The sequence below is a fragment of the Pseudomonas helleri genome (assembly GCF_045830615.1).
GTDB classification, from domain to species: domain Bacteria; phylum Pseudomonadota; class Gammaproteobacteria; order Pseudomonadales; family Pseudomonadaceae; genus Aquipseudomonas; species Aquipseudomonas helleri.
Window position 1 is genome coordinate 2,864,230 of sequence record NZ_CP174501.1, and the last position, 25,122, is coordinate 2,889,351.

Consider the following 25,122-nt stretch of genomic DNA (forward strand, 5'->3'; position numbering starts at 1 on the left):
GCAACAAAAATGCCCTTGAACTCAAGGTTCAAGGGCAGGCTGTTTGCAACTGCAGTCAGTCTGTAGGCTTAAAATTACCCCAGTTCCAGTGCCACACGTCCGCGGCATGGGCAATCGTCCATGTAGCGATGGGCTTCAACGAACTTATCGAAGGGGAACACTTTTACGTCCAGAGGCAGCAACACCCTGTCGGCGGTTAACTGGTTGATTTCACGCAGGGCGCGCTGGATGGCCTCAACGTCCTGGTCAATGCCCAACTCCGGCTTGCCAGTGAAGTTACCGATGCAGTGCACAAAAAACTGAATATTCTTCTGAAAACAGGCACAGGCTGGCAGACGCGTCTGGTTGCCACCTTGCAGACCGTAGAGCACCAGGCTGCCGCGAGGTGCCAGCACGTCACCCAGTACTGACATTTGCGGACCACCCAGGCCATCAAATACGGCGTCCACGCCTCGGCTGTCGGTAATCTTGTTGACCTGCATCAGCAGGTCCTGCTCTTCGGTCACGATGACGTGATCGGCACCCAGGCCCAGCAGGTATTCGCGCTCTTCACTTTCTTTGGTCGCAGCGATGACCTGCGCCCCCAACGCTTTGCCCAACTGCACAAATGAAGGGCCAGCGCAGTGGCTGGCATCGGTAATCAATACCGATTGACCCGGCTTGATACGCGCCAGATCGACATAGGCGAAATAGGCTATCAACAGCGGGGTGTAATGGGTGCTGGCCTGCACCGGGGTCAAAATATCCGGATAACGGGTGAGTGCTGAGCGCGGCATCAGGATCAGCTCACCGTAGGTTGGATACGCGTTGGCGCTCTCGGCCGGGAAACTCGCCACCTTATCGCCCACCGCCAAGTCATCAACGCCCTCACCCACGGCAGTAACAATGCCAGCCATTTCGTGGCCGATACCCGCCGGCAAACGCGCCGGGCTTGGCGCCAGGTTCTGGCGCCAGAGCACGTCATACCAACTGATACCTATCGCCTCGACACGCACCTGCACTTCGCCAGGCGCAGGCACAGCGACCGGGTGCTCTTCGCACTTGAGCACCTCTGCTGGCCCAAACTTGTGAAAACGGATCGTGCGCGACATCACAAACCTCGCCTTATTAATCGCTAATACCACGGGACTTTATCCGGGCTTTGTGCGCAAGACTAACAGACAGCATTAATAGTCGACATGCCTGTCATTGATCCGGCGCGTTTTTTTAGCCGTGAAAAGCCGTGAACTGCGCCGCAAAAAACCTTCTAATTGCCGCCTATAAGCCCTGAAACACGCCTCCTCAATCCAAGAAAGGCAATCTACCGAGTGACGATTTATGAACTTTGCCAGTAAGATCCATTACCTGACTTTCCGTTGACCCTTCAGTGAATCCCGCCAGATGAACCGTAACGACTTGCGTCGCGTCGATCTGAACTTGCTGATCGTCTTCGAAACCCTGATGCATGAACGCAGTGTGACCCGTGCCGCCGAAAAGCTTTTTCTGGGGCAGCCGGCCATCAGTGCGGCCTTGTCACGCCTGCGCAATTTGTTTGACGACCCCTTGTTCGTGCGTACCGGCCGCAGCATGGAGCCCACAGCGCGGGCGATAGAGATTTTCGCGCTGCTGTCACCGGCACTCGACTCCATCTCCACCGCCGTCAGCCGTGCTTCAGAGTTCGACCCGGCCACCAGCACCTCGGTGTTTCGTATTGGCTTGTCGGATGACGTTGAATTCGCCCTGCTGCCGATGCTGCTTAAGCGCTTGCGCGCAGAAGCCCCGGGCATCGTCCTCGTGGTGCGGCGAGTCAACTACATCCTCATGCCACCGCTGTTGGCGTCGGGAGAGATTTCGGTAGGCGTCAGCTACACCACCGACCTGCCCGCCAATGCCAAGCGCAAAGTCTTGCGCCGCAGCCGATCCAAACTACTGCGTGCCGACACCATGCCCGGCGCCATGAGCCTGGACGACTTTTGCGCGCGGCCCCACGCACTGGTCTCATTTGCCGGCGACTTGAGCGGCTACATCGACACCGAACTGGAAAAAATCGGACGCAAGCGCCATGTGGTACTCGCGGTGCCGCAGTTCAATGGTTTAAGCACACTGTTGGCGGGCACCGACATCGTCGCCATGGTCCCCGACTACACCGCCGAAGCCCTCACCGCCGCCGGCGGCGTCCGCGCCGAAGACCCGCCGCTAGAGATAGAAAGCTTTGAACTGCACATGGCCTGGCGCGGGGCACAGGACAACGACCCGGGAGAACGGTGGTTGCGGTCGAGGATTCAGATGTTTTTTGGGGATCCGGAGAGTCTTTAAAACGGGTTTTCCTGCTATGCAGAGCCATGGGGTCATGGCCTCGTAAAGCTCGACAACTGTTACAAAGAAGTTGTAGGAGCAAGCTTGTCTCGCGATCTTTTGATCCTCCCACCCAACTTTGAAATGCACTGATTCACAAAGCTCAACTGTTCGTAGGCCCCCCCATCCCAAACTGGATGGTATCGGCGCTCGCTGATAGGCTTTGTTGGTGAAGTTGTGGTTGACTTTTACAAGAGCTAGCTTGCCAGCCATCCCAGTATAAGGGCGTATGGTTAGTATCCCTAGCCTTCCCGTCAAGGATAGGAGGTAGGCCTAGTCTTCGAGATCTATCAGTGCCACGTTCGACATCAGCCTATTTTGGGGTGTGTCGAATCCTCTCTTGGTGGCGCAATGATATTAGAATGGTTAAAATCAATTTTTCTAGTAGCTCGCAGGATAGCTAGCAATGGATAGCGACGAAGATTCACAACCGGAAAAAGAATCGCAATCTCTCTATTTCGATCTCAAGGATGCATATCAAGAGGTGTCTGGAGCGATAGGTGCCAAAGACACTGCTTTTGCTGGAGCCAAGCTTTTTGGCAAAGGGTTGTTCAACTCAGTTCTTTACGCAGGTACAGCGGCAGTAAAGAAAGTACGTGAAGCAAATGATCTGAAAGATTCCTATCAAGATTTGCCGGATGCCCACTTACGGAAACTGCGCGACACAGGCAGGATTGAAGAAAAAATGGCGGCGAATCTCGTTTTAAAAAACCGCCAAGAAAATGATTAAGAGGTATATGTATGTCGTGTAGTCAATGCGGTGCAGGCAATCACACTCTGCGTAACTGCCCTAACGTTAATCGTTGCACTGTTTGTAGTAAACCTGGGCATAATGCTCAAACATGCCCAGATGCAAGACGATGCAGTATTTGCTCCGGCCGCAATCATGATGCCCGTAACTGTCCAATGAAAAAATAAAACCAAGGAGGGGTAGTCTTTTGTAGCCAAGCTAAACTTAGCTTCTAACAAAACCACTCCCCCTCTTTTTTCATCAACCAACTTCGAAATCCGCGAAAACAAAAACTCCTCAAACTATTAATAATTTCTAGGGATTTGAGATAACGCTGGCTTTACTCTATTCCAGCCGTCTTAAGTGCTCCACTAAAAAACCCACGAACTGGTCAACCTACCTGATTATTGCAGTGTCTCAACATTGCTTTGGACGAAGCCTAATATTTTAGTACTAGCCCGGTGATGGACTAGGCATTGAATCGTCCTGAAAATTCTAGACACCTTAAAAGCCTCATATGGAGCGTCTACCACGGCGTCATTATTGACTTCCTTACGAGCCGTACTCTCAGCGCCATTATAAATAGCGCTGATATAATAGAGACAAAAAATCTATCTATTCGGCGAATGCCGTGCTTTTCATTTCACTGGGTCGTGTGTGCGCTATTAGTACGTCGTCTTTCGCCGTCACACTGCCAACAAAGCCTCGTGCTTTAAATGCCTCAAGCAATCGTAGATTGGCTGCACTGGACGCGACCTCAACCTTTCTCACATTGGGCGCTAACCGGTCGAAACCTTCCGCTAGCAGTCCAAGTAGGGATGCCACCTCTGCCCACGTGCTGGACGCTAAACATTGAATGAGCATTTCCTGTCGCTGTTCTGACGACAATCCATTCTCAGCCATTAGCTTTCTAAGTATGGGGGCAAATGAAGCGGGGAATTGCAATGTACCGGCGTTGAGCCAACTGCAAAGCCGGGCAATTTCCGAGGCTGCAATGCTAGAGCTATCAAACGTCCCGAGCGGTACAGCCGTCCACATGTTGATTTTGTCATCTGGTGTCGGCACGCTACTTTGGCTGAGCCTAAGTAATGCTTCTAGAGGCAATTGGCCGAAGTCCATTTGTTCGCGCGCTTGCCCCCAGTGAGTGAGGAGATACGGAACCTCCAGGTTTGTGTCGTGCGCGCGTACACATTCTCGGATTTCGGGATTAAATGCCAAGAACTCAGCACTCGCCAGCATTGCCCATCGCTCTGTTGGCAACTTCCCTAAGGCGCTACTTAGGATCGCGGGGTTATCCAGGGTAAGCCCTGCGAACAGACCAGCAAGGGTTTCGTTATCGACTTCTGATGAACCTAGGAGATAACTCTGAAAATCAAAATGTCGAGCCTGATTGATTTTCCATAAATCATGATTCAGCGCTAATAAGTGGCGCTTGATGTAACCCGCGAATGTATCCATGTCTGCATGCTTTAGAACTATCTCGGTAGACACCGGCAGCAATACACTATTGAAATATGCCCATACGGCGTCGACTTCCATCAATACTCGATCCGTTGACAGCACGTCCGTCCACAAGAGTTGAGGAGCATTCTCCAAACGCTCAAACTTGCAAGTTGTTCGCTCAAACAGCTGACACATACTGCCTATCTCGAGCGCATCGTAAAGCGATCGTAAAAGTACTGAAAGTGATGCGGATGATTCGTCCAACTGCCCCACTTGACTCAACAAAACATTTGCTAGCTCGCCCGGCGATTCAAACAACTGCTCATCAAGGTCCGTGATATTCAGCGCCTTTAGTCTACGATAACTGACGCTCGAGCTATCGATAGAGGGCGTGCTCTGTAAGTCCGAAGCTTTTTTAGCTTCACCCTTCTGACAAATCAGCGAAAGCATGTGCAGGTTAAAGTTGATACAACGCCACGTAATCAATTGCTGTAAATCGTTCAAAGTCGAGGTGTCGCCCAAACGATTGAACTTAAGGGGCAAATTCTTTAACCAACCCCAGCCCGCCGCCCCCAACTCAAGTCGCGGTATCAAGCGCGAGCTATCCTCAAGCCCCTCAATGGCATCCAAAATTTCAGTGTCAGGCTGATCATCAAGCGTCTGCATTTGATCGGCGGTCAACGCGTCGCAGATGACGCTAACCAGATATTGTTTCGAGAGCACAGGCTCAAAACGGGCGGCGTCCGTCAAGAGCGCACGAAACAATCTGGGCTCAAGTAAAAATATGGTTTGAACAAAGTGATTCGAACTTGGACCTAGGGTCAGCAACTCGACAGCCTCCGCCATCCTGCTCAGATCATCTTTGAATCCGCTTCCGAGAATGGTCGCGAGTAACTCGCGATCATGGTTCCCACCGGACTCAGTATAAGAACAGCTAGCCAAGTAATCGATCAGAGTTGCAATGATGCCCCTTCCATCACTAAGGTCGTCGGCATCCAATTTTTCTACCACCGTCTTGGGGTCGTTGATGACTGTTGCCACATCAGGCGTGGCGCCGCCGCGGAGTCCCAGAATCAAGTTTTTATCTTCCGCCGTGAGCGAACCTGGGTAAAAGTAACCGAAGTAATCCATATAATCGGTATCAAGGTAGCCGTGGCGCATCAGATAAATAACAATATCTAGGCCCCCCAGTTTTTGAAGGATGACTTCGCCATAGGCTTTTTTGGCCGCACCGCGAAAGGACATGCGATTTATCTGGGCCAACTCCAGACGTTGTTCGGAAATCTTTTTTTCAATACTACCCTTCGTTGTTTGGAGCAAGTCATAGCGTTTTTGGTACGTCGTTGCAGCCAAAAGCTCCTGCGGGTCGAGTGCCATGGATGACTGATCGTAAAGTCGTCCATATTGATCAACGGCGATCATGAACAGCTGGGCACTTTGAGAAAAAATCGCGCCAAAACCTTCATCACTGACGAATTCACTCAACGTATATCGGTTAGCATTGCGCACCTGAATATGTGTTGCTCCAAAATTACCGGCTCTTTTCTGACACTCTAACCAAACGTATGCGCGAAGCTCAGATGTACTAGCAGCTACCTCCTCTACCTTCTGCTCGCGCTTCTCTCGCAATGCCTGATAGACATTTTCGGCCTCTTGGCGCAGTTGGCTTCGCCACTCACGAAAACCATGAACGGTTTCGTAGATAGCGCCACAACGCTTTACCAAGTCGGCATATTCATTTGGGTGCAAGTTGCGAATCACAATGATCGCAAACAGTTTGTTGGGGTTGAGCTTTAAGCCCGAGCCAGCACTCAAGATGCTGGAGAACATGTCAAACTCATTGACGATATGTTTGATCAAGCGCATGTCATCAATAAAATAACACACGGTTTCAAGCAGATGAGGACTCAACCCAGCGTCTAACGACGCCCCGTTGAATTTTCGCTGCCGCAGCAGTTCTATCATCTTCTCACGTGAGTTTTCTGAGTTGACCACCGGTATGACGGGAATAATCAGGTCAAAAAACTTGGTCTTTTCACCCACCGCGAACATCTCATCGCGTAGCGCATACAAAAAATAAACGCGCCGCCGAATCTGCGGTGACTGTTTGATAATGAAATTGATCTCGCGCAAGCGCGTGAACACATCATGAATGCCAAAGCGGTCCAGGTCTTCGATCACCACCACATTGATATCACTGCGTTCGAAACAATAAATAATTTCGTCAACATTTTTATGCAACACCGAACCGTGATGTGTCGTTTCCAACTTCCCACCTTTGATGGTGAAGCCGTCAATGCTGAACGAGGACAGCAACCTTAATCCAGAGAACACTAGGTACACGCAACCCACACAGAGCACGATGATCGCCATCCCTTCCGGAAGCAGTGCAAGCCATCCAAGTAGCCACTCAGGGATGATGGTGAGTGTTTTCTCTGCCACGGGCACGTACAGCCTTAGGGCACACACCGCCAACAAAATGTAGAACACAGTGTGAGCCCAAAGCACTGACAATGAGGCTTGAGTGATGCGTTTCAAACGGGTTTTGGGCAGTTGCTTTGATGGCACGGCATACAGCAACTGCTGAACGATGGCTTCCTCTATTCTAGTTGAGAGGCTGGAGTCGTTTGAAGGTACCGCGGATTGTTTTTCTGTCGGTCGTGGAGTGGGTTGTTCATTAGACGCGAGCGACGAGGGGACCGAGATGTCCACGCCCAAGTCCCGCTCCTTGCCAAAGGCGGCTAGTGAAATAAACGCATAGTTGAATTCAGGATGCCGATCCACAAATGTCCGAATAACACTGCTCTTGCCGGCACCGTACTCACCGGTTATCGCAATATTACGCACCTGATCATTACTCAGCGCACTCAACAACTCACGCTCATAACGACGCGACGATGGTAGGTCTAACAGAATAGGCGTCAGCGGTTCAAAGACTGTAGTGCCTCCCGGAGCGCTTAAAAAATCCCGCGCCGCTTGCAGCGCCTTGCGCAACGCCGTGGTGTATCGTTTGTACTGTCGAATGACCAGCCGAATCACGTCACTGCCGCGATCATGAATTGAATGAAAAAAAGCCAATGCAGGCCTGAGCATCCTTGTCTCCTGACTATCTATAAATTCTTCGCCCCTCGTAGCCGATGACGACTGGCATGCTTCCAGAATCCCAATGATAGCGCACTGCCATCTCCCTAGGCGATATGTCCAACCAATTGCATCCGCATACGCGGCGTGATGGATCGTACCCGGTAGAGTCTGATGCTTAATAAAGTCAACTTATCGACAATCTCAGCCAGTCTAGGCTTAGGCTTCGGGCACTATCTCTAGTTCCACTTGAAGAGCGAAATTGATCATGAGTTGGTGGCATAATTATTTAGAGGCTAAACGAGTGGAGCACGTTGCTACGCATGAATTAACCAATCGTCTGAAGTGAGCGGAATTACTCAAGGCTAGCCTATTCCCTATTTGTATTCTGTTGGTAGTCCACTGCGAGTGCGGTAAAGTCGGTTCATAAATATTTATAAAACCACTTTAAATCACCGCTATAGAGCCCAGTCAAAATATTTATTGTAAACCTGACAGCCTTTAAACAGCCGAGAAATGTCTCGTCAGGCTCCAGCTTTCCAACTCGATTAAAAATTCGGCCCCCTCAAGACAGCAGCGCCATATTGTGCTCAATGCGGCTTTGGATCGTGTGCAAGGTGTCTCGAGTAATAGCCCCTGGGTAGAGATCCTCAGCGATAGCTGCAAACTGGCTCGCGACATTACAAATGCCGTCAATCACTCTACCTGCAACGTCCTGAGGCACTTCGGCTTCCTCAGCGAGCCGAAGCATTTGCGCGCGAGAAATCGACAGGGCTTCACCCAGTACATCCATTTGGTGATATCCACCAGGTCCTTCGCAGAAGGTCACGTCATAAGCCGGCGCCAGTCGCCACTTTCCGTTTTGCGACATGAGGTAGGCGAAGTTCTTCGGATGGTCATCTCTGTTGTTGAACGCAACATTGAAGACGGCCCGCTCGAAGGCCACTGCCATTTCTCGCACGTCGTTGGTACACATCTGCGTTGCCCGCAAGAAGTTGACGTAATCCAGTACCCCAGGTGATCTGTAATCGGCTCCGGTAAAGGCAGCGAGACTCTGCATAGGTATGCGCAGCCCCTCTTGGCGGTCAAAGCGTTTGCTGGCAAACGCCGCCAACCCGTCAGGCAGGCTGAAATACTGCGTATCAGGAGTGTCGATGCCGCACTTGCGCAGGCACGCGGCGTAGACCATTTCGATAGCACATACCTCGGCATGCTCATCTCTTGCCGGGAACTTGACTAACCAGGCTTCAAAGCCCGGCGTGACAGCCGTGGTAAACCCGCCAGTTTCGGGGTCGCGATAAACGAGAGCTTTAGGCCTTGCTCCTTGAGGCGAGCCCCCCACCAGCAGCAATGTCTGCAAAAACTCACCACCGTGACCATGAAGCACTTCCTGCACTTGGGCGGCAAGCTGTTGCAGCGGGACGTGAACGTCAGATTCCTGCCCTTCGGGGGCGACGGGATGAAATGTCATGGCCCCCATCGCATTGCTACCGATATAGGCCAGCCGCTCCAGAGCACCTATGCGCGCCGTGGTAAGCCTGCGCTGTCTGAACATGCGGTCCATCAGCAACAGCCCCCAGCCGTCCGGCAGCGAGTCGTAAACAGGCCCGGGCAAGTGCAGTTGGTGGCCCGGAAAATCTCGGCGCAACTGAGCCCTCTCCAACGGCAGTGTGTAGGAGGACAGTTCCAGGCGCCTTTGCCGGGCTTCGTTGCTGTACTCGAATACAATCAGCGGGCGACCGGTCAGCGCAGTCGTGGAGACCAGCGTGCCCCATAGCCACCGTTCACCCCAGCCCTCATAGAAGACGCTCACCTGCTCAAGCATTGCTGGATTTCCTCTTGGATCGCTGACGATTGGCAGTGCTTTCGTAGCGCCGAATATCCTCAATGCTTTCCAGCTTTGGCAGGAACAGACTTTCTAGTTCCTTGGCTCGACCCAAGGCCATTGCCACCCGGACCACATTCTCGAACCCGACATTACGTCCGGCCTCAAGGTTGGACACCGTGTTAGCAGCGATACCGGCACGCCCGGCCAATTCGGTTTGTGTCATGCCCAGTGCCAGGCGCTCTGTGCGCAAGCGTTCGCAAAGGCGCTTAACGATCTCGCCGGGTTTGCTGAAGCTTAAATCCAACATAGCGTGTACCAAGTCTGTGCAATATCAGTTAATTCGCAAAAACTCTCGAATTAGCACCTAATCCTATAAACGGCTTAATTCCCTGTATTTGTGAGTTAAAGCCAATTTACTGACTTTAGCCACATTTTATTGGATTTATATATCTTGAAGCTTATGCGCAGACTTGAAGCCGCCATGAGTCGTAGCGTGGATGAAGGTTTGACCCTCCCCCCAACCAAAATCTGGCGGCACCTGCCGCCAGACATTCTTCCAAGCTAGCTCAAAAATCCACCGAAGCCGAAAGCTCTACCGTCCGTGGCGCGCCCAGCCCCAGGCTGGACAGTAGTGGCGTCCCCCAATAGCCCTTGTTGGTGACGTTGGTCACGCTGCCGCGCAAGGTGATCGGGCGGCTGGCCAGGTGGGTGGTGTAGCGGGTGCCAACGTCAAAGATGGTGTAGCCAGGGATCGATTGCGAGTTGTCAGCATTGATGTATTGCTTGGACACTGAGGTTGCATTGGCGGTGAGGGTCAGGCCGTCGATTACCGGGGTGTCCCATTCCACGCCCAGCTTGCCTTGTAATTTGGGCAAGCCGGTGGCTGTTTTGCCCTGATTGATGCCGCCAGCAGTCTTGGTGAGTTTGGGATCAACATGGGCCACGCCGCCCATGAGCCGCAGGTCGTTCAGCGGCGCGCCGAAGAAGCCCCATTCAATCCCGCGGTTGCGTTGTTCGCCGCCAAAGGAGAAGACGTTGGTGTCCGGGTCGGTATAGCTGCTGGGCCGCTTGATTTCATAGAGGCTCAGGGTATGGGTGAAGTCGCCTAAGTCCAGTTTGAGGCCGACTTCTTTTTGCTTGGACTTGTAGGGCGCGAACACATCCCCGGCATTCGCGGCTGTCATCGGCGCGGTGGCGCCTTTGCTCAGGCCTTCTATGTAGTTGGCATACACGGAGACATTGTCGGTGACCTTGATCAGTAATGCCGCTGCAGGTGTGGTAGCGGCTTCGTCATAGCGGCCGGTTCGTGCGCCGGTGCTGACGCTGAAGGTGTCGGTCAGGACTTGCTGACGACGTACCCCCAGGGTCAATTGCACCTGGTCTTCAAGCACTGACAAGGTGTCTGCCACGCCGTAACTGGTCAGGCGGGTTTCACTGTGAGCAATGTACGGAAAGCTTTTATCCGCCGCCGGGCCCCAGACCGGGTTGTAGATGTTGGTTATCCAGTCCGCTCCGGGCACCTGTCTGCGGCCGTAGTCCTTCTGGGTGTCGCCGTAGTGCGTGGCGTTGATCGACCATTGGTGCTTGATCGCCGCTGTCTGGAAGTTGCCTTTCAAGCCAGCTTCGCCTGAGGTTTTCTCCAGCTCCATTTTCAGTTGCCCCATGCTGGTCTTGAAGTCGCCCGCCTCGTTAAAGACCGTGGCCAACATGGTGCCGCTGTAGACGTAGCGGGTTTCGCTGGTGCCAAACGCCGCATAAGCCATCAGGTCGTCAGTCAGGTCGTACTCACCGCGTACGATGGCGCCGTGATCCTTGGTCTGCACGTAGGCCCAGTCAGGGTTGAGCAAGGTATCGGACTTGGGTGGCTTGGGCACCGCCACCCCGGAGGCCAGGTTGATACCGCGGTTTTGCCCGCGAACACGGTCTTCACTCTCATACAGGTCGGCCGACAGACGCGCGCGCTCGCCTCGCCAGTCCAGACCGAGCGAGGTCAATTCGGCTTTGAGCTTTTGATGATTCACAGCGCCGTCGCCATCCCGGTACACCCCGTTAAAGCGCACGCCGAACTGCTGGTCTTCGCCAAAGCGCCGACCCACGTCCAGGTGACCGCCAAACTGCGCATCGGACATATAAGTGCCGGTGAAGCGCGTCAACGGCTCGTTGCCTGCGCGCTTGGGCACCAGGTTGACGGCACCTCCGACCGAACCTCCCGGCGGCATGCCGTTGAGCAGCGCGGACGGGCCTTTGAGCACCTCGATGCGCTCGTACATTTCCGGCGAAATCCGGTAGTAAGGGGCGACGCCATACAACCCGCCGATGGTCACGTCGCTGATGTTGCTGGCAAAACCGCGTATGGAGTAGTTCTCGCTGAAGGTGCCGGTCAACCCATTGCTGAACACTGCCGGGTCCGTGGCAGCGATCACTTGGGTGATGTTTTGCGCCTGGCGGTCAGCAATGTATTTTTCGGTGTAACTGACGGTGCTAAATGGCGTTTCCATAAAGTCTTTATTGCCCAGCAAGCCAACCCGGCTGCCATAGGCAACCTGCCCTCCCGCGTAGCTGGGGGGCAATTCGGAAGGCAAGTCCATTTCACCCTCCACCCTCGTTTCAGGCAGTGTCGAAACAGCCTTTTCTTCGGTGTTCAAGGTGTCGGCATAGGCTGGCAAGCCGGCCACGGCCAAGGTCATGCCCAGTAGCACGCGCTGTACGGCAGTGGCGGTGCGGCTCAAGGCAAAGTCTGCGCAAGGTTGCGCAATGCGGGTTGAAAAGTGATTTTTACGCACGCTAAGGCTCCATTCAACTGGGAAGTTGCTGGTTGTTGTTTATCTAAATAAAAAGGGTGTTTTTAATGAGAATCGTTAGATAGCCAATAAATGACTGGCCAAGACCTGGCGCGGCTTAACGCTGATAGCCTTTTTCAACGTCCTCAATCATCAATTTCAGCGAGGTCGGACTCGCGCCGGTCACGTACCAGGCCTGAGCATCGGCAAAAATCACCTTGCCGTTCTTCCATGCATTGGTCTGTTGCAGCAACGGGTTGCCCATGCTCTGGGCGTCCATCACCGGGCGACGCTCCATCACCGCCGTGCGGTCCACCACATAAATGATGTCGGGGTTGGCCTGCTGGATGAATTCGCTGGAAATCGGCTGACCATGCAGACCCGCTTCGGCGGTCGCGCTAGCGGGTTTCACTCCCAGGGCATTGAAGATAAAGCCGTAGCGCGACTGCACGCCGAATGAACTGAAAGCGCCATTGTTATGAAGCACCACCAGGGCTTTTTCGGGCCTTCCTTGCGTGAGATGCCTGACCTCTTCGACTATGGCATCCAGCTCATCAACCTTCTGACGGGCCAGCGCCTGCTTGTCGAAAATCTGCCCCAAGGTCAGCAAATGATCCTTGATGACGTCGATATGCCGCGCTTCGCTGTCGCGATAGTCGACATCGAAATGGACCGTCGGGGCCATTTCACTCAGCTCTTGATAGTGATTGGCCTGTAACGAGGTGATGAGGATCAGGTCCGGCCTGGCCGCATACACCCGTTCAAGATTGGGCTGCACAATGGCGCCGACGTCTTCGACACTCGCGGCATCCTTGTAGCGGGCGAGAAAATGCGGGACAAAATCCTTAGGCATCCCCACCACCGGCACGCCGAGCTGGTCAAGAAAATCGACCTCATTCATGTCCAGGGCCACCACACGTTGCGGGGCGTGCTCGATCACCGTTGTGCCCAATTGATGCTGCACGCTGACCGGTGCGTAAGCGCCCTGCACCGTCTGCGCGGAAGAGCTGGCCTTGGTCGGTGTTGCCGGTTTGTCGTTGCAGCCCTGCAGCGCAAAAGCTGCGGCTATCAACAGGGCCAACGGCCACAAACGCTGGGTGTGATGCGCCATGTTCAAGGTTCTCTCTAGGGGTTGAAGTAGTTGCACAGAAGCCCGCGCGGGCCCTGGCTGATGTCGAAGTCCAGCCCGTACAGTTCGCTAAGCCGGGTTTGAGTAATCACCTGCTCAACGCTCCCGGCGCACTGCACCGCACCCGCCTTCATCGCCACGATGTGATCGGAATAGCTGGCGGCAAAGTTGATGTCATGCACCACCAGAATCACCGTGCGGCCGAACTCGTCGCAGAGTCGGCGCAGCGCCCGCATGATCTGCACGGCGTGCTTGATATCAAGGTTGTTGAGCGGCTCATCGAGCAACAGGTAGTCGGTTTGCTGAGCAATCGTCATCGCCAAAAAGGCCATTTGCCGCTGCCCGCCGCTGAGCTCATCGAGGTAGGCATGGCGCAGCGGTTGCAGAGACAGAAATTCGATTGCCTCGCCGATCAGCCGCCGGTCTTCGGCGGTCAACGCCCCACGGCTGAACGGAAAGCGCCCAAACGCGACCAACTCCTCCACCGTCAAGCGCAAGTTGAAGTCTGGCGACTGGCGCAACGTCGCCACCCGCTTGGCGTACTCATTGATTGGCAAGCCCGTGACCGAGCGGCCTTCAAGACGCACTTCGCCACGCCCCGGCGCCATCAGCCGCGCGATCATCATCAGCAACGTGGTCTTGCCAGCCCCATTTGGGCCGATCAGCGAGGTCAGCCCGCCTCTCGGGAAACACGCATTAACGTTGTTCAGCACGGTCTTGGCGCCATAGGCCTTATGGATGTCATGGACAGTAATCATGGGGTTCCTCGGGTACGCACCATCAACACCAGGAAGTACCCGCCGCACACCAGATTGACGAGGATGCCGACAGTGGTCTTGTAGTTGAAAACATGCTCGACCAAGAGTTGGGCGGCGATAAACATACCGACGGCAATCGCGCTGCCCAGCGCCAGGGTGACCCGGTGCCTGAAGGTGCGGGCCAGCGCATACGTGATGTTTGCGACAAATACGCCCATAAAGGCTGTGGGCCCGAGCAAGCTGGTGGAAATCGCCACCAGCGCCGCTATCAAGCCCAGGTGCAGGCGCACGTTGCGCTGGTAATCAACCCCCAGCGAAATGGCCTGATCGCGCCCAAGGGCGAGTACATCCAGGGTGGGTAAGGCCTTCAGGCCCACCAGGCAAACCGCCGCCACCAGCGCCCCGCAGAAGAGCAACTGCGCAGGCTGTGCCCGATTAAAAGAAGCCTGGCTAAAGCCCTGCAACACAGAGAACTCACCGGGGCTGACCTTGAGCTGGACGAACTGGGTAAAAGTACTGATCACCATGGTCAGTACCAGGCCGACCAACAGCAGAAAATACACGTTGTTCTTGCCGTCCCGGAACAACCCGCGATGGATGCACCACGAATAGGCAAGCATCAGCAGCACGGACAGCAAAAAGTTACCGGAGACACCTAGCAGAACCGCGCTGTAAGTGCCGAGAAACAACACCAGCAAGGCCTGCAAGAGTAGATACACCGCCTCATAGCCCATGATTGCAGGGGTCAATATGCGGTTGCCGGTAAGGGTCTGGAAGGTGATCGACGACCAGGCAATCGCCACTCCGCCGATCACCATGGCTGCGAGCCGGGCGAGCCGTTTGGGGATCACATAGTCAACGTCCAGGCCCGAGCGCAGGAACACAAACACCAGCGCCAACACAACGACCACGCCCCACACGGCATATCGGGGCAGCACGCGGTTCATCGGTGCCTCCAGATGATCAGCGCGAGGAACAACACCCCGCCTACGCTGCCCGCAGTCAAACCGATGGGCACTTCGAACGGATAAATAATCAGGCGCCCAAGAATGTCGCAGACCAGCAGCAAGCACGCGCCACCCAGTGCCACGATGGGCAGCGTGCGCGCCAGGTTGTCGCCATAACGCAGCGCGACCAGATTGGGGATGACCAGGCCGACAAAGGGGATCGCGCCGACCGTAATCACCGTGGCAGACACCGTGACTGCCACCAGCAGCAAGCCCAGCACCACGGTTGCCGGGTAGTTGAGCCCCAGGCTGGTGGCCATGCCTTCGCCCATGCCCACCACGGTGAAACGGTGGGCATACAGGTAGGTCAGAACAACAATCGGCAGAATCAAATAGATGATTTCGTAGCTGCCCTGCACCACCCGGGAAAAGTCCCCCAGCAACCAGCCCTGCATGCTTTGCATGATGTTATTGCGATAGGCATAAAACTCGGCAAAAGCGCTCAGTACGCCGCCGTACATCAGGCCGATAACCGGGACCAATACTGTGCTTTTGAACTGGATGCGGCGGATCACCAAGACAAAGATCAGGCCGGCAGCGAAACAGAACACCAAGGCGCACAGCATTCGTGCAGGCGCCCCGGCAGCGGGCGCCAGCGCCAACGACACGAGGATGCCGAGCTTGGCCGCATCCAGCCCGCCCGTGGTGCCCGGCTCGACGAATTTGTTACGCACAATATGCTGCAGAATCACCCCGCACACCGCCAGGCCAACCCCGGTTAGCACCAATGCGGCAAGCCGCGGCAGGCGGCTGGCCGTGATCGTCAGCCAGGCATCGCCCGACGCAGAGAACAGCTGCGACCACTGCAACTGCCGTGCCCCGACCAATAGCGACGCCAGGCAGAGCAAGGCAAACAGCACAGTCCACCGTGCACGCATCAGGCTTGCTCGCCGTTTATGGGCGCAGCAATCCGCCAGCCCTTGGCCGCCCGGCGTTGTGCGAGGAACTGCGCATAACGACCGTTGCTGGCGCGCAATGCTGCCGGGGAGCCTTGCTCAACCAATTGGCCCTTATCGAGCACCAGAATCTGGTCCGCCATGGCCACCGTAGACAACTGGTGCGCGATCACCACCAGCGTGTGCCGACCGCGCAGCCTGGCGAGTGTCTGGGCGATCACCTGTTGGTTCTCGGCATCCAGGGCGGCGGTGGCTTCATCGACCAGCAGGATGGGGGCGTTTTTGATCAGCGCCCGGGCAATCGCAATGCGTTGGCGTTCACCGCCGGACAATTGCGTACCACCCTCACCCACCGGCGTATCGATGCCCTGAGGCAAACGCTCGATCAGCTCACTGACCCCGGCCTGCTGCGCCGCATCGAGAATTTCGGCGAGGCTGGCGGCAGGTCTGCCGATACGAATGTTGTCGGCAATGCTGCCCTGAAACAGATAAGTGTCCTGAAAAATCTGACTGATCTGGCTGGCCAGTTGCACGCTGGACATCTGCCGCACGTCCACCCCGCCAATCAGCACGCTGCCCTGGCTGGCATCGAAAAACCGCGCGAGCAAACTCACCAGCGTGGTCTTGCCGGAGCCGGAAGCACCAATCAGTGCCGTCATGCTGCCCGGCGCAATGCGCAGGCTGACGCCGTGCAACACTTCCGGCTGATCGGGCGCATAGCGCATGCTGACCCCGCGCAACTCGATCGAAGCATCTGCCGGGGTCTGTGGCTGCTCGGGTTCAGGCAATGGCGCAACGGCAAAAATACTTTGCACTTGCTCAAGCTGGCCGTAGGCACCACGCACGGTTTCGGCGTAGCTGGCCACGTCGAGCAGTGGATCGATGTAGCGGCTGGCCAACACCAGCGCGACCACAACAGCAATCACCGAGCCGGTGTCTTGGGCAATACCCAGTTGTGCGTCGAGCCAGCCCACAGCCGCTATCAGCAATAGCGCAAAGATGGCCTGCACCACCCAGGCGTTGAGCACCACCGAGAGCGTGGACTGCAAAATCAGACGCATGCCGGAGCGGCGCTGCCGGTCGATGGCTTGCTCCAGCAACTGCGTCCCGCCGCCTTCGCCGTTAAAGGCGCGCAGCACCGACTGTGCCTGGGCGAACTCAACCATGCGCTGGCTGGCATCGGCAAAGTGCTGCTGGTAAGCCCGGCCGGAGTGTCGCCCGAGCCGCCCTGTTAAACGCAGCGCGAGCACCAGCAGCGGCAGGCCCAGCAGTGCAATCAGGCCCAGCGGCCAGTGCAGCGCAAACAGCGCAGCGACCATCACCAGCGGCGTGACGGCGCCGGTGATAAGCGGCGTAAAGACATGCGCCGGTAATTGCGCAACCGCCATCACGCCGTGGGTAATCACATGCCCAAGGCGACTGGTATTTTGCGCGGTGAACCAGCCCAGCGGCAGGCTCGCGACATGATCGCCGATACGTTGGCGGGCGCCCTGCAAGATCGCCACACCCACCGCCACACCTGCCTTGTCTAACTGGCGTCGCCAGGCCCAGCACACCTCTACGCCCGCCAGCGTCAGGCCAAGCCATAACCCGGCGCCCCGTACATCGTTGGCCAGTAAATGCTGTAACACGGGGACCAGGGTGATAAGGGCAAGCCCGCTGAGCAGGCCATAGGCTACGGCCATCCACAGGTAGCGGCGCAAGACGGGCGTGTCATCGCCCAATAATTGAGCAAGGGGTTTTAGCATGACGGCACCGCCTGTTGTTCTGAATGCGTGTAACCACCCTGCGCCCACAAGCGCGCATAGAGCCCCTTGCGTGCCAGCAGTTGCTGATGCGAGCCCTGTTCATGCACCGTGCCGTTGTCGAGCACGATGATCTGGTCGGCATGCATCACCGTGTCGAGGCGATGGGCAATCACCAGCAGAGTGCGGCCTGCGGCAAAGCGTGACAGCGCTTCCTGGATCGCCACTTCGCTTTCGGCGTCGGCGGCGGCCGTGGCTTCGTCGAGCACCAACACGGGCGGATCAAGCAATACGGCGCGGGCGACGCTCAAACGCTGCTGTTCGCCGCCGGAGAGCTGTGCGTCTTCGCCGATCACGGCGTCATAGCCGCGTGGCAACGCGAGGATTCGCTCGTGGATATTCGCGGTTCGCGCTGCCTCCTCGACCTCTTGCCGGGTGGCCGACGGCCTGCCCAGGGCAATGTTGTCGCGCACGCTGGCGTGGATCAGGCGCACCTCCTGCAAGACAAAACCGATGTGCCGGTACAGGCTAGAGGACTCGATGTGGCGAATGTCCACACCGCCCAGCGTGATGCGCCCCTCGGTAGGGTCAAAGAAGCGCAGCAGCAGTCGCGCCAGCGTCGATTTGCCCGCACCGGAGTAACCGACGATGGCCGTGGTGGTGCCCAGTTTCAGCGTCAAGTCGACGTCTGCAAGCACACGGCGCTCGGCGTCATAGGCGTAACCCACACGCTCAAAGCGGATCTCGTTGCCGTTGGGCGATGCCTGTTCGCTCGGGCTCGGCTGCTCCAGCACCGGTGTATCCAGCAAGGTCTGCACACGCCGGGCGGCGCCAGTCGCGTGATTAAGGTCATGGGTGATGTAGTGCAACAACAGCAAGGGGCCGCAAAGCCCCGGGGCCACCAGGGCAAACGGCAGTACATCGAGAGGTTCCATCCAGCCCAGGCCAACGAATACGGTGCCAAACACCAGCACCATGCCCAGTACCGTGACCGGCGCAATCAGCGCATTGGCATTGGCCATCGGCACCACCAGTGGCCGGGTGAAACCGACAAAAGCCTCGGCGAAGGCATCCACCGCATCGCGGTAGCTGCGGGGAGCCCTGGCGCTGCCATTAAACGATTTGACCACGGCAATACCGTTGACGAATTCCACGACTGCGTTGTCAATGCGCCCCATGCCGGCCGCGAACGCCTGCATGTTCGCTTCGCTGGCTTTCATGGCCTTGGCAAAAAACAGGAAAAACCCCCCAAGCGGCAGAAGCGAGACAATAGCCAGCCGCCAATCCAGCGCAAACAGGTAGCTCAGCGCGATCAGAATGGCCCCGCCTGCACGGCCCAGTGTCGTGTAGAAATGCGCCGTCAGGCTGTGCAGCGTATTGATGTCGTCCTGCATCGCCTGCTTGACCTCGCCCGAGGCCCGGCTGGTGAACCAGCCTAACAGTACCCGGCTCAGGCGTTGCGCAATCGCCACTCGCAAATGATGGGTGAGGCGGTTGTCAGCCAAATGCGCGAGCAGCTCAGAGGCGGCGATCAACAACAAACCTGCACACAGGCTCACCAGCCCGACCGTCACGGCCCACCACACCTGGGTTTGCAGCATGTCGGCATCGCTCAGGGCAAGCCGGGCGATGTGCGCAATTACCGCCAGCGGCACCAGCATCAACATCGCACCTAAAGCCGCAAGCATGGCGGCAAGGATTAATCGCCCACGAACTGGCTTCAGTAGCTGGCTGATCGGGCCACGCACCTTTGGTTTGGCCGAGGCCGGGTCAGGAGTTTCCATGGAATTCAAACGTCCGGAATTTCAGGAGAGCTGGAAAGCTCGCGCTTTCCTTCGCAGGGATACAAGCGTCGTCAGCGCATTAGAAACGCCACTGTAAACGCCAATCTTAATTAGTTGCATGACTATAAACTAATTTGCGAAATCCTGACAAGACGGCTACAAGACTGTCACCCCCGTTCAAGGATTTGTTATGACACCGCCACAATCGCCCGCAACCCGAGGGCGCCCTCGTACCATCACCCGGGAACGCATCGTCGAAGCAGGCATCAAGATGGGCTTGCCGAGCATTACCTTTGTCGGCGTAGCTGCGGCGCTGGGCGTCAGCCATATGGCGCTTTATAAGCACGTGGCGAATCTGGAAGCCCTCAAGAGCATGGTCGCCGAGGAGATTTTCACCCGCTGGCAGATACCCCAGGCCGAGGCTGATCAATACAGCGGGCTGAAGGACTACATGCTGGTGTTTGCCACCTCGGTGCGGGTGTTCGTCAAGGCGCATCCCGGACTGACGCCTTACGTCATCCGCAGGCTGGCGGCGACCCAGCCGATGCTCGCCAAAATCGACGACCATCAGAGCCATATCGCCCAGGCCTATGGCCTTTCAAAAGAGCGCGCGCGCTGGCTGCTGGCGACTGTCGCCTTTCACGGTATCGCCGTGGCCGATACGGTGTATTCGGTGACCGGTCGGGAACCGGTGCTGGAGGCGGAAAGCGCGGCAGAAGAAGCCGAGATGGAAGCCGAGCTTGAACAAGGCATGCATGCGCTGATCGTCGGTGCACTGGTGCTGCTGGAGCAAGACGCTGAAAAAGAGGACCTGGCAAAACCGGCCATGCCCTAAACCTGGCGGGCAAGCAGGTTGTGAGGCAATAGCGGCTCGCCGCGTTTGACATCGATCAAATTGATCCAGATGTCTTCCTTTCTCAGCCCGGCGTTCCAAGTAACTTGGCTCATTCCATAACCGCCTGCTACCGTTTAAATTCAAGCGGCTTCTACAACTGAGTCCGTGGCTGATACGTTGAGAATTGCTTATGCCAAGCTCCCTGCATCAGCGCACGCCTTTGCTGACTGTCACCGATCCACGTGGTTTGGTTGTGCGCAGCATTGCTTATCATCGACAGGAAGTTGAGGAGCCCATCGCTGAGCGGATCCAGCGTCAAGTGTTCAATGCCAACGGGCACTTGTGCCAGCAATGGGACCCGCGTTTATGTGAGCTGAGCGATCTTGCAAACCAGTCCATGCGCTACAGCCTCAGCGGCCAAGTGCTGCTGACCACGAGCGTGGATGCCGGCTGGCGGCTTGCCTGCCATGACGCTGCCGGGCAGTTGCGTGATAGCTGGGACGGGCGCGATAGCCATCGGCGCTTTACCTACGATGAACTGATGCGGCCAGTAAATGTTTTCGAGAACGAGCCGCCGCTGTGCGTGGAACGTTTTACCTACGCAGGTGCCGACGAAGAAGACGCCCACCACAACCGCTGCGGACAACTGCTTCGCCACGATGATCAAGCGGGCAGCCTGTGGCATGACGCATTTGCCCTCAGCGTGCAGCCGCTGAACGAAGCGCGGCGATTCTGCACCGCACTGGAACCGCCCCGTTGGCCCGCGTCTGAGGCCGATCTTGAAGACACTGCTTACACCACACGCTGGCGTCACGATGCCTTGGGCACGGTGATCGAGCAAGTCGATGCCCTTGAGCATGTGCAGCGTTTTGAATTTGATGTGGCCGGGCAACCTTTTGCGTCCTGGCTGGACGACGTTGCCCTGCTCAAAAGCACGACCTACAACGCTTTGGTTCGAGTAGAAACTGAGCAGGCAGGCAACGATGTGACGACCACGGCCTATTACTCGGCGCGGGACGGCCTGCTGTCCAACCTCAAAGCCAAAAGGTCAGATGGCAAGACACTACAGGACTTGCACTATCAGTACGATCCGGTAGGCAACATCACCCGTATCGAAGACCTTGCCCAGCCAGTGCAATGGTTTGCCGGGCAGCGTATTCAGGCAGTCAGTACGTACACCTACGACACGCTCTATCAGTTAATCAGCGCCACCGGTCGCGAAAACGCCAGCCAAACCATCGGCCCGAACCTGCCTGGGCTGGAGATCTTCGGCCCGGTAGATGACAGCCGTTGGCGCACTTACAGCCAGACCTACAGCTACGACAGCGGCGGCAACCTGACCCGGCTCAAGCACGCTGCCGGGGCTGGCAACAGCTACACCCGCGAAATGGTCGTCGACACACGCAGCAACCGCAGCCTGTTCAAGGACGGCTCACCGATAGATTTTGCCAAGGCGTTTGATGCCAACGGCAATCTCCAAGCCTTGGCCCCAGGCCAACGTATGCAGTGGGACAGCCGCAATCAGTTACAGCACGTGACCCAAGTGCAGCGCGAAGATCCCGATGGCCAGGACGACGATACAGAAACTTACGTCTATGACGGCGGCGGCCAGCGCGTGCGTAAAGTACGCCGAGCCAAAACCCGGGGTGGCGAGCACATCAGCGAAGTGCGCTACTTGCCGGGGCTGGAGATCCGCAGGCGCACATCAGGCGATCAATTGCACGTGGTGCTTGCCCAAGCGGGGCGTAATGCCGTGCGTTTGTTGAACCGTGAAAATGGCCAGCATCAACACCGTTACAGCGTGAACGACCACTTGGGCAGCAGCACGCTGGAGCTGGATCAAAACGGCGAGTTGCTGAGTCAGGAAAGTTACTACCCCTACGGCGGGACGGCCTGGTGGGCGGCCAAAAGTGCACTGGAAGCCCGCTACAAAGTGATTCGTTATTCGGGTAAAGAGCGAGATGCAACCGGGTTGTATTACTACGGATTCCGGTATTACGCGCCGTGGTTGCAGCGCTGGATCAATCCGGATCCGGCGGGGGATGTGGATGGGTTGAACCTGTATCGAATGGTCAGAAATAACCCAGTGCGCTTTTACGATGGCGATGGCAGGCAGCCCAAAGAGAATGATGATGACTACTCAGACAATTCCCCCAGCGCACACTTTCCGGGCGTTCAACAAGAACTGAAAACATTCTGGCGTCGGGACCTGGATGAGCAGGCAGCGGTAGCACGTCAAGAAGCTGTTGCGAGTAGCCTTTCTCATCAGGTGTATGGCACACACACGATGGGATCGGTCTACACGGATCCTTCCATACCTGAAAGATTTCGTTTCAAAAATGAGTACTTACCGGGGCGTTGGAAAATGATGGAAAACTTCCGCGCCCCCGACGCAGAAGCGAACGCAACTGATGTGACGTGGTACCAATATGAACAGATCTCAAGGCAAAACAATTTTTACGGCGTGCTGCCGCAAGTCATTGTGCGCTGGGACGTCATTAATAATGAGGCGCTGGACGCGACCAAAAAGCAGGAAGGAATGCTTGTGAATTTCCTCAACAGTGCAGGTAATGGCCGCTCTACCAAAAGAATCATGGATGCATTCGGTCTGCAGGCAACGGCGATCTACAGGCAAGTGGTTCGTGATGCCTTCAAAGGGGTGGATATCGACATTATTGCTGTACATGTCAAACCTGATCCCGAGGTTTTACTTAAAATCCAGGAAAGATTGCGCATAGCCAAGGAATTCCAGTGGGGCTTAAAGCAGGCCAGACGTAATCCTGTTTCGCGTGCAGCGCACAGTGCCTGGCGAGTAGTCATACGGGGCATGCTGCCGAACGCTTCTCGACGTGCATTACGCTAATCCGTGGCAGAGGCCAGCATTGGCCTCTGCCACGGAGTGTTTGCCAACCTGCTTTTCGTAACGGGCCTAACGTCTGATTTGCTGGTGCCTAACTGCCCACACGATAAACAGCGCTGGCAGTAACAACCCCAGCACCAGCCACGGTATGGCTTGCGGCCCCTTCCTTATCGAGCGTTTCAATCGGGCAACCCATGATTTGTTGCTCGATACCAAGGATGCTGCGCACTAAACAGCGGGTTATTCACTCTCCTGCCATCCCTGTGAACACACTGGGCCCGGTACTGGCAGATTGCATCCCTCCTGCGGCCACGCTAAAGTTGAGAATACTTATCAATCACTAACTGATTTTCATCATCATGACCAACCACCGCAGTTTCGAACAGGATGTCGAGCACCTCTACCTGCAACACAGTGGTTGGCTGAAGAACTGGTTGCGTAAACGCTTGCAGGAAAACGCCGATGCCGATGACCTGACGCAGGATACGTTTGTACGCATCATGCGGTCGCGGCGCCCGGTCGATGACTTGCGCCAGCCCTTGGCCTATCTGGCGACGATTGCCAATAGCCTGCTGATCAATCGCTGGCGCCGTCAGGCGGTGGAGCGCGCTTACTTGCAAGCGTTGGCCGAGCAGCCACAAGCACTGCAAATGTCCCCGGAAGACAAATCCCTGCTGATTGAAACCCTGGTAGAGATCGATGAATTGCTCAACGGCATGCCGCCGTCCATGCGAGAAATTTTCTTGCTCTCGCAACTCGACGGCCTGACCTACAAACAGATCGGCAGCCAACTGGGGATGAGTGTCGATAAAGTCCAAAAGTCCATGAGCAAAGCGTTCGCCATGTGCTACGCCAGCCAGTTCGAGTGAGTCGCGTGTCAGTACCCGAAAACCCGTCCACGCCTCTGCCCGAAGCCATCCGTGACCAGGCCCTGGCATGGTTTACCCTGGCGCAATCGGGCGAAATGAATTCGGCGCAAGCGTTGGCGCTCCAACAATGGCGCAACGCACATGTACAAAACGAACAGGCATGGCAACGCTTCAACAGCATTCGCCAACAGTTGCAGCGTCGTTCCAGCCAACTGGCCAATCCCTTGGCCCGGCAGATCTTAAAGAACACCCCTGCACAGGAACGCGATCGTCGCCAAGTGCTCAAGATACTGCTCGGCGCAGGGCTGCTGGGCGGCACTGCCTGGCAAGCCAGCGACAGCTTCTGGCTGCAAAGCACGTTTGCCGATTATCACACCGGCACCGGCGAACGCAGCCACTACACCTTGGCAGACGGTACGCAGATCTGGCTTAACACGCGCACCCTGCTGGATGTGCACTACGACGCTCAGGTACGGCGTCTGACCTTGCGGCAAGGCGAAATAGATGTGCTTACCGGCATCGACCCTGGCGGGCGACCGCTGCTGGTCTATACCGCCGAGGCAAGTTTGCAACCGCTGGGCACGCGTTTTAGCGTGCGCCGCGAGGAGGATGGGCGCGGCACTCTGCTGGCGGTCAGTAGCGGCAAAGTGGCTGCCAGCCTGAAGAGCGGTGGCGACTCACGGGTGGTGCAAGCCCACTCCCAAGCCTGGATCAGCAGTCGCCAGGTGTACCCTGCACAACCCGCCAATCTCGCCGATACAGCCTGGATCGACGGATTTATTGTCGCCGAGCGCATGCGCCTGGGGGACTTCATACAGGAACTTTCGCGCCATGTGCCGGGCCTGTTGCGCTGCGATCCCGCTGTCGCGGACCTGCGGCTGACAGGGTCGTACCCGTTGCAAGACCCCGAACAGATCTTCTCGATGTTGGAGCAAAGTTTGCCGGTGACAGTGCAGCGTCGCACCCGTTATTGGACAACCCTTACCTCGCGCTGAACACGTCTGCAAAATAAATCAAAAAAATCGGCAGGTTTTTGATTCTCA

General features: G+C 56.3%; 17 protein-coding genes. 6 read left to right on the forward strand and 11 right to left on the reverse strand.

The features are described from left to right. Positions 1-74: 74 nt before the first annotated feature. The gene (locus ACJJU9_RS12840) at positions 75-1,091 is read right to left on the reverse strand and encodes a zinc-dependent alcohol dehydrogenase family protein (protein ID WP_407728635.1); all 1,017 of its coding nucleotides are present in this window, start codon (positions 1,089-1,091) and stop codon (positions 75-77) included. Positions 1,092-1,380: 289 nt separating this feature from the next. Here ACJJU9_RS12840 and ACJJU9_RS12845 point away from each other — a divergent pair, with 289 nt between their 5' ends. After that, complete coding sequence (locus ACJJU9_RS12845; RefSeq protein WP_153355524.1) at positions 1,381-2,295, forward strand: LysR family transcriptional regulator; 915 nt, start codon at positions 1,381-1,383, stop codon at positions 2,293-2,295. 445 nt (positions 2,296-2,740) lie between these two features. Next, a complete protein-coding gene (locus ACJJU9_RS12850) occupies positions 2,741-3,064 on the forward strand; it encodes a hypothetical protein (RefSeq protein ID WP_407728636.1) in 324 nt (107 codons plus the stop codon). Positions 3,065-3,679: 615 nt separating this feature from the next. On the opposite strand, the gene ACJJU9_RS12855 is transcribed toward ACJJU9_RS12850, so the two are convergent. From ACJJU9_RS12855 to ACJJU9_RS12900, 10 genes are all read right to left on the reverse strand, one after another. Beyond that, on the reverse strand, positions 3,680-7,600 hold the full coding sequence (locus ACJJU9_RS12855; RefSeq protein ID WP_407728637.1) for a hypothetical protein: 3,921 nt from the start codon (positions 7,598-7,600) through the stop codon (positions 3,680-3,682). 553 nt (positions 7,601-8,153) lie between these two features. Next, complete coding sequence (locus ACJJU9_RS12860) at positions 8,154-9,413, reverse strand: type II toxin-antitoxin system HipA family toxin (RefSeq protein ID WP_407728638.1); 1,260 nt, start codon at positions 9,411-9,413, stop codon at positions 8,154-8,156. Next, positions 9,406-9,723 (reverse strand): helix-turn-helix domain-containing protein, encoded by a 318-nt coding sequence (locus ACJJU9_RS12865; RefSeq protein WP_407728639.1) that lies wholly within the window; start codon positions 9,721-9,723, stop codon positions 9,406-9,408. The genes ACJJU9_RS12860 and ACJJU9_RS12865 overlap by 8 nt, the downstream gene beginning before the upstream one ends. Positions 9,724-9,982: 259 nt before the next feature. Further along, positions 9,983-12,199, reverse strand: coding sequence for a TonB-dependent receptor (locus tag ACJJU9_RS12870; RefSeq protein ID WP_407728640.1), 2,217 nt, complete (start codon positions 12,197-12,199; stop codon positions 9,983-9,985). Between the two features lie 115 nt (positions 12,200-12,314). Continuing rightward, on the reverse strand, positions 12,315-13,307 hold the full coding sequence (locus ACJJU9_RS12875; RefSeq protein ID WP_407728641.1) for a siderophore ABC transporter substrate-binding protein: 993 nt from the start codon (positions 13,305-13,307) through the stop codon (positions 12,315-12,317). Between the two features lie 14 nt (positions 13,308-13,321). Then, entirely contained in the window at positions 13,322-14,083 is a 762-nt protein-coding gene (locus ACJJU9_RS12880; protein WP_407728642.1) for an ABC transporter ATP-binding protein, read from the reverse strand. After that, the gene (locus ACJJU9_RS12885) at positions 14,080-15,030 is read right to left on the reverse strand and encodes an iron chelate uptake ABC transporter family permease subunit (RefSeq protein ID WP_407728643.1); all 951 of its coding nucleotides are present in this window, start codon (positions 15,028-15,030) and stop codon (positions 14,080-14,082) included. Before ACJJU9_RS12885 ends, ACJJU9_RS12880 begins: the two co-directional genes overlap by 4 nt. After that, positions 15,027-15,968, reverse strand: coding sequence for an ABC transporter permease (locus ACJJU9_RS12890; RefSeq protein ID WP_407728644.1), 942 nt, complete (start codon positions 15,966-15,968; stop codon positions 15,027-15,029). The genes ACJJU9_RS12885 and ACJJU9_RS12890 overlap by 4 nt, the downstream gene beginning before the upstream one ends. Then, complete coding sequence (locus ACJJU9_RS12895; protein ID WP_407728645.1) at positions 15,968-17,734, reverse strand: ABC transporter ATP-binding protein; 1,767 nt, start codon at positions 17,732-17,734, stop codon at positions 15,968-15,970. The genes ACJJU9_RS12890 and ACJJU9_RS12895 overlap by 1 nt, the downstream gene beginning before the upstream one ends. Continuing rightward, positions 17,728-19,515, reverse strand: a complete 1,788-nt coding sequence (locus ACJJU9_RS12900; RefSeq protein ID WP_407728646.1) for an ABC transporter ATP-binding protein — start codon at positions 19,513-19,515, stop codon at positions 17,728-17,730. Before ACJJU9_RS12900 ends, ACJJU9_RS12895 begins: the two co-directional genes overlap by 7 nt. A 190-nt stretch (positions 19,516-19,705) precedes the next feature. On the opposite strand from ACJJU9_RS12900, the gene ACJJU9_RS12905 reads away from it, so the two are divergent. From ACJJU9_RS12905 to ACJJU9_RS12920, 4 genes are all read left to right on the forward strand, one after another. Further along, positions 19,706-20,350: a TetR/AcrR family transcriptional regulator gene (locus tag ACJJU9_RS12905; RefSeq protein WP_407728647.1), complete on the forward strand. Its 645-nt coding sequence runs from the start codon at positions 19,706-19,708 to the stop codon at positions 20,348-20,350. Positions 20,351-20,540: 190 nt separating this feature from the next. Beyond that, a complete protein-coding gene (locus ACJJU9_RS12910) occupies positions 20,541-23,213 on the forward strand; it encodes an RHS repeat-associated core domain-containing protein (RefSeq protein WP_407728648.1) in 2,673 nt (890 codons plus the stop codon). A gap of 356 nt (positions 23,214-23,569) precedes the next feature. Next, entirely contained in the window at positions 23,570-24,079 is a 510-nt protein-coding gene (locus ACJJU9_RS12915; protein WP_153389672.1) for a sigma-70 family RNA polymerase sigma factor, read from the forward strand. 5 nt (positions 24,080-24,084) lie between these two features. Then, entirely contained in the window at positions 24,085-25,074 is a 990-nt protein-coding gene (locus ACJJU9_RS12920; protein WP_407728649.1) for a FecR domain-containing protein, read from the forward strand. Positions 25,075-25,122 lie beyond the last annotated feature (48 nt).

Coding starts and splice junctions, on each gene's coding strand:
- ACJJU9_RS12885 (WP_407728643.1), bottom strand. CDS start 15,030: ATGAACCGCGTGCTGCCCCGATATGCCGTGTGGGGCGTGGTCGTTGTG.
- ACJJU9_RS12860 (WP_407728638.1), bottom strand. CDS start 9,413: ATGCTTGAGCAGGTGAGCGTCTTCTATGAGGGCTGGGGTGAACGGTGG.
- ACJJU9_RS12875 (WP_407728641.1), bottom strand. CDS start 13,307: ATGGCGCATCACACCCAGCGTTTGTGGCCGTTGGCCCTGTTGATAGCC.
- ACJJU9_RS12855 (WP_407728637.1), bottom strand. CDS start 7,600: ATGCTCAGGCCTGCATTGGCTTTTTTTCATTCAATTCATGATCGCGGC.
- ACJJU9_RS12845 (WP_153355524.1), top strand. CDS start 1,381: ATGAACCGTAACGACTTGCGTCGCGTCGATCTGAACTTGCTGATCGTC.
- ACJJU9_RS12910 (WP_407728648.1), top strand. CDS start 20,541: ATGCCAAGCTCCCTGCATCAGCGCACGCCTTTGCTGACTGTCACCGAT.
- ACJJU9_RS12905 (WP_407728647.1), top strand. CDS start 19,706: ATGACACCGCCACAATCGCCCGCAACCCGAGGGCGCCCTCGTACCATC.
- ACJJU9_RS12880 (WP_407728642.1), bottom strand. CDS start 14,083: ATGATTACTGTCCATGACATCCATAAGGCCTATGGCGCCAAGACCGTG.
- ACJJU9_RS12890 (WP_407728644.1), bottom strand. CDS start 15,968: ATGCGTGCACGGTGGACTGTGCTGTTTGCCTTGCTCTGCCTGGCGTCG.
- ACJJU9_RS12850 (WP_407728636.1), top strand. CDS start 2,741: ATGGATAGCGACGAAGATTCACAACCGGAAAAAGAATCGCAATCTCTC.
- ACJJU9_RS12840 (WP_407728635.1), bottom strand. CDS start 1,091: ATGTCGCGCACGATCCGTTTTCACAAGTTTGGGCCAGCAGAGGTGCTC.
- ACJJU9_RS12895 (WP_407728645.1), bottom strand. CDS start 17,734: ATGCTAAAACCCCTTGCTCAATTATTGGGCGATGACACGCCCGTCTTG.
- ACJJU9_RS12865 (WP_407728639.1), bottom strand. CDS start 9,723: ATGTTGGATTTAAGCTTCAGCAAACCCGGCGAGATCGTTAAGCGCCTT.
- ACJJU9_RS12915 (WP_153389672.1), top strand. CDS start 23,570: ATGACCAACCACCGCAGTTTCGAACAGGATGTCGAGCACCTCTACCTG.
- ACJJU9_RS12900 (WP_407728646.1), bottom strand. CDS start 19,515: ATGGAAACTCCTGACCCGGCCTCGGCCAAACCAAAGGTGCGTGGCCCG.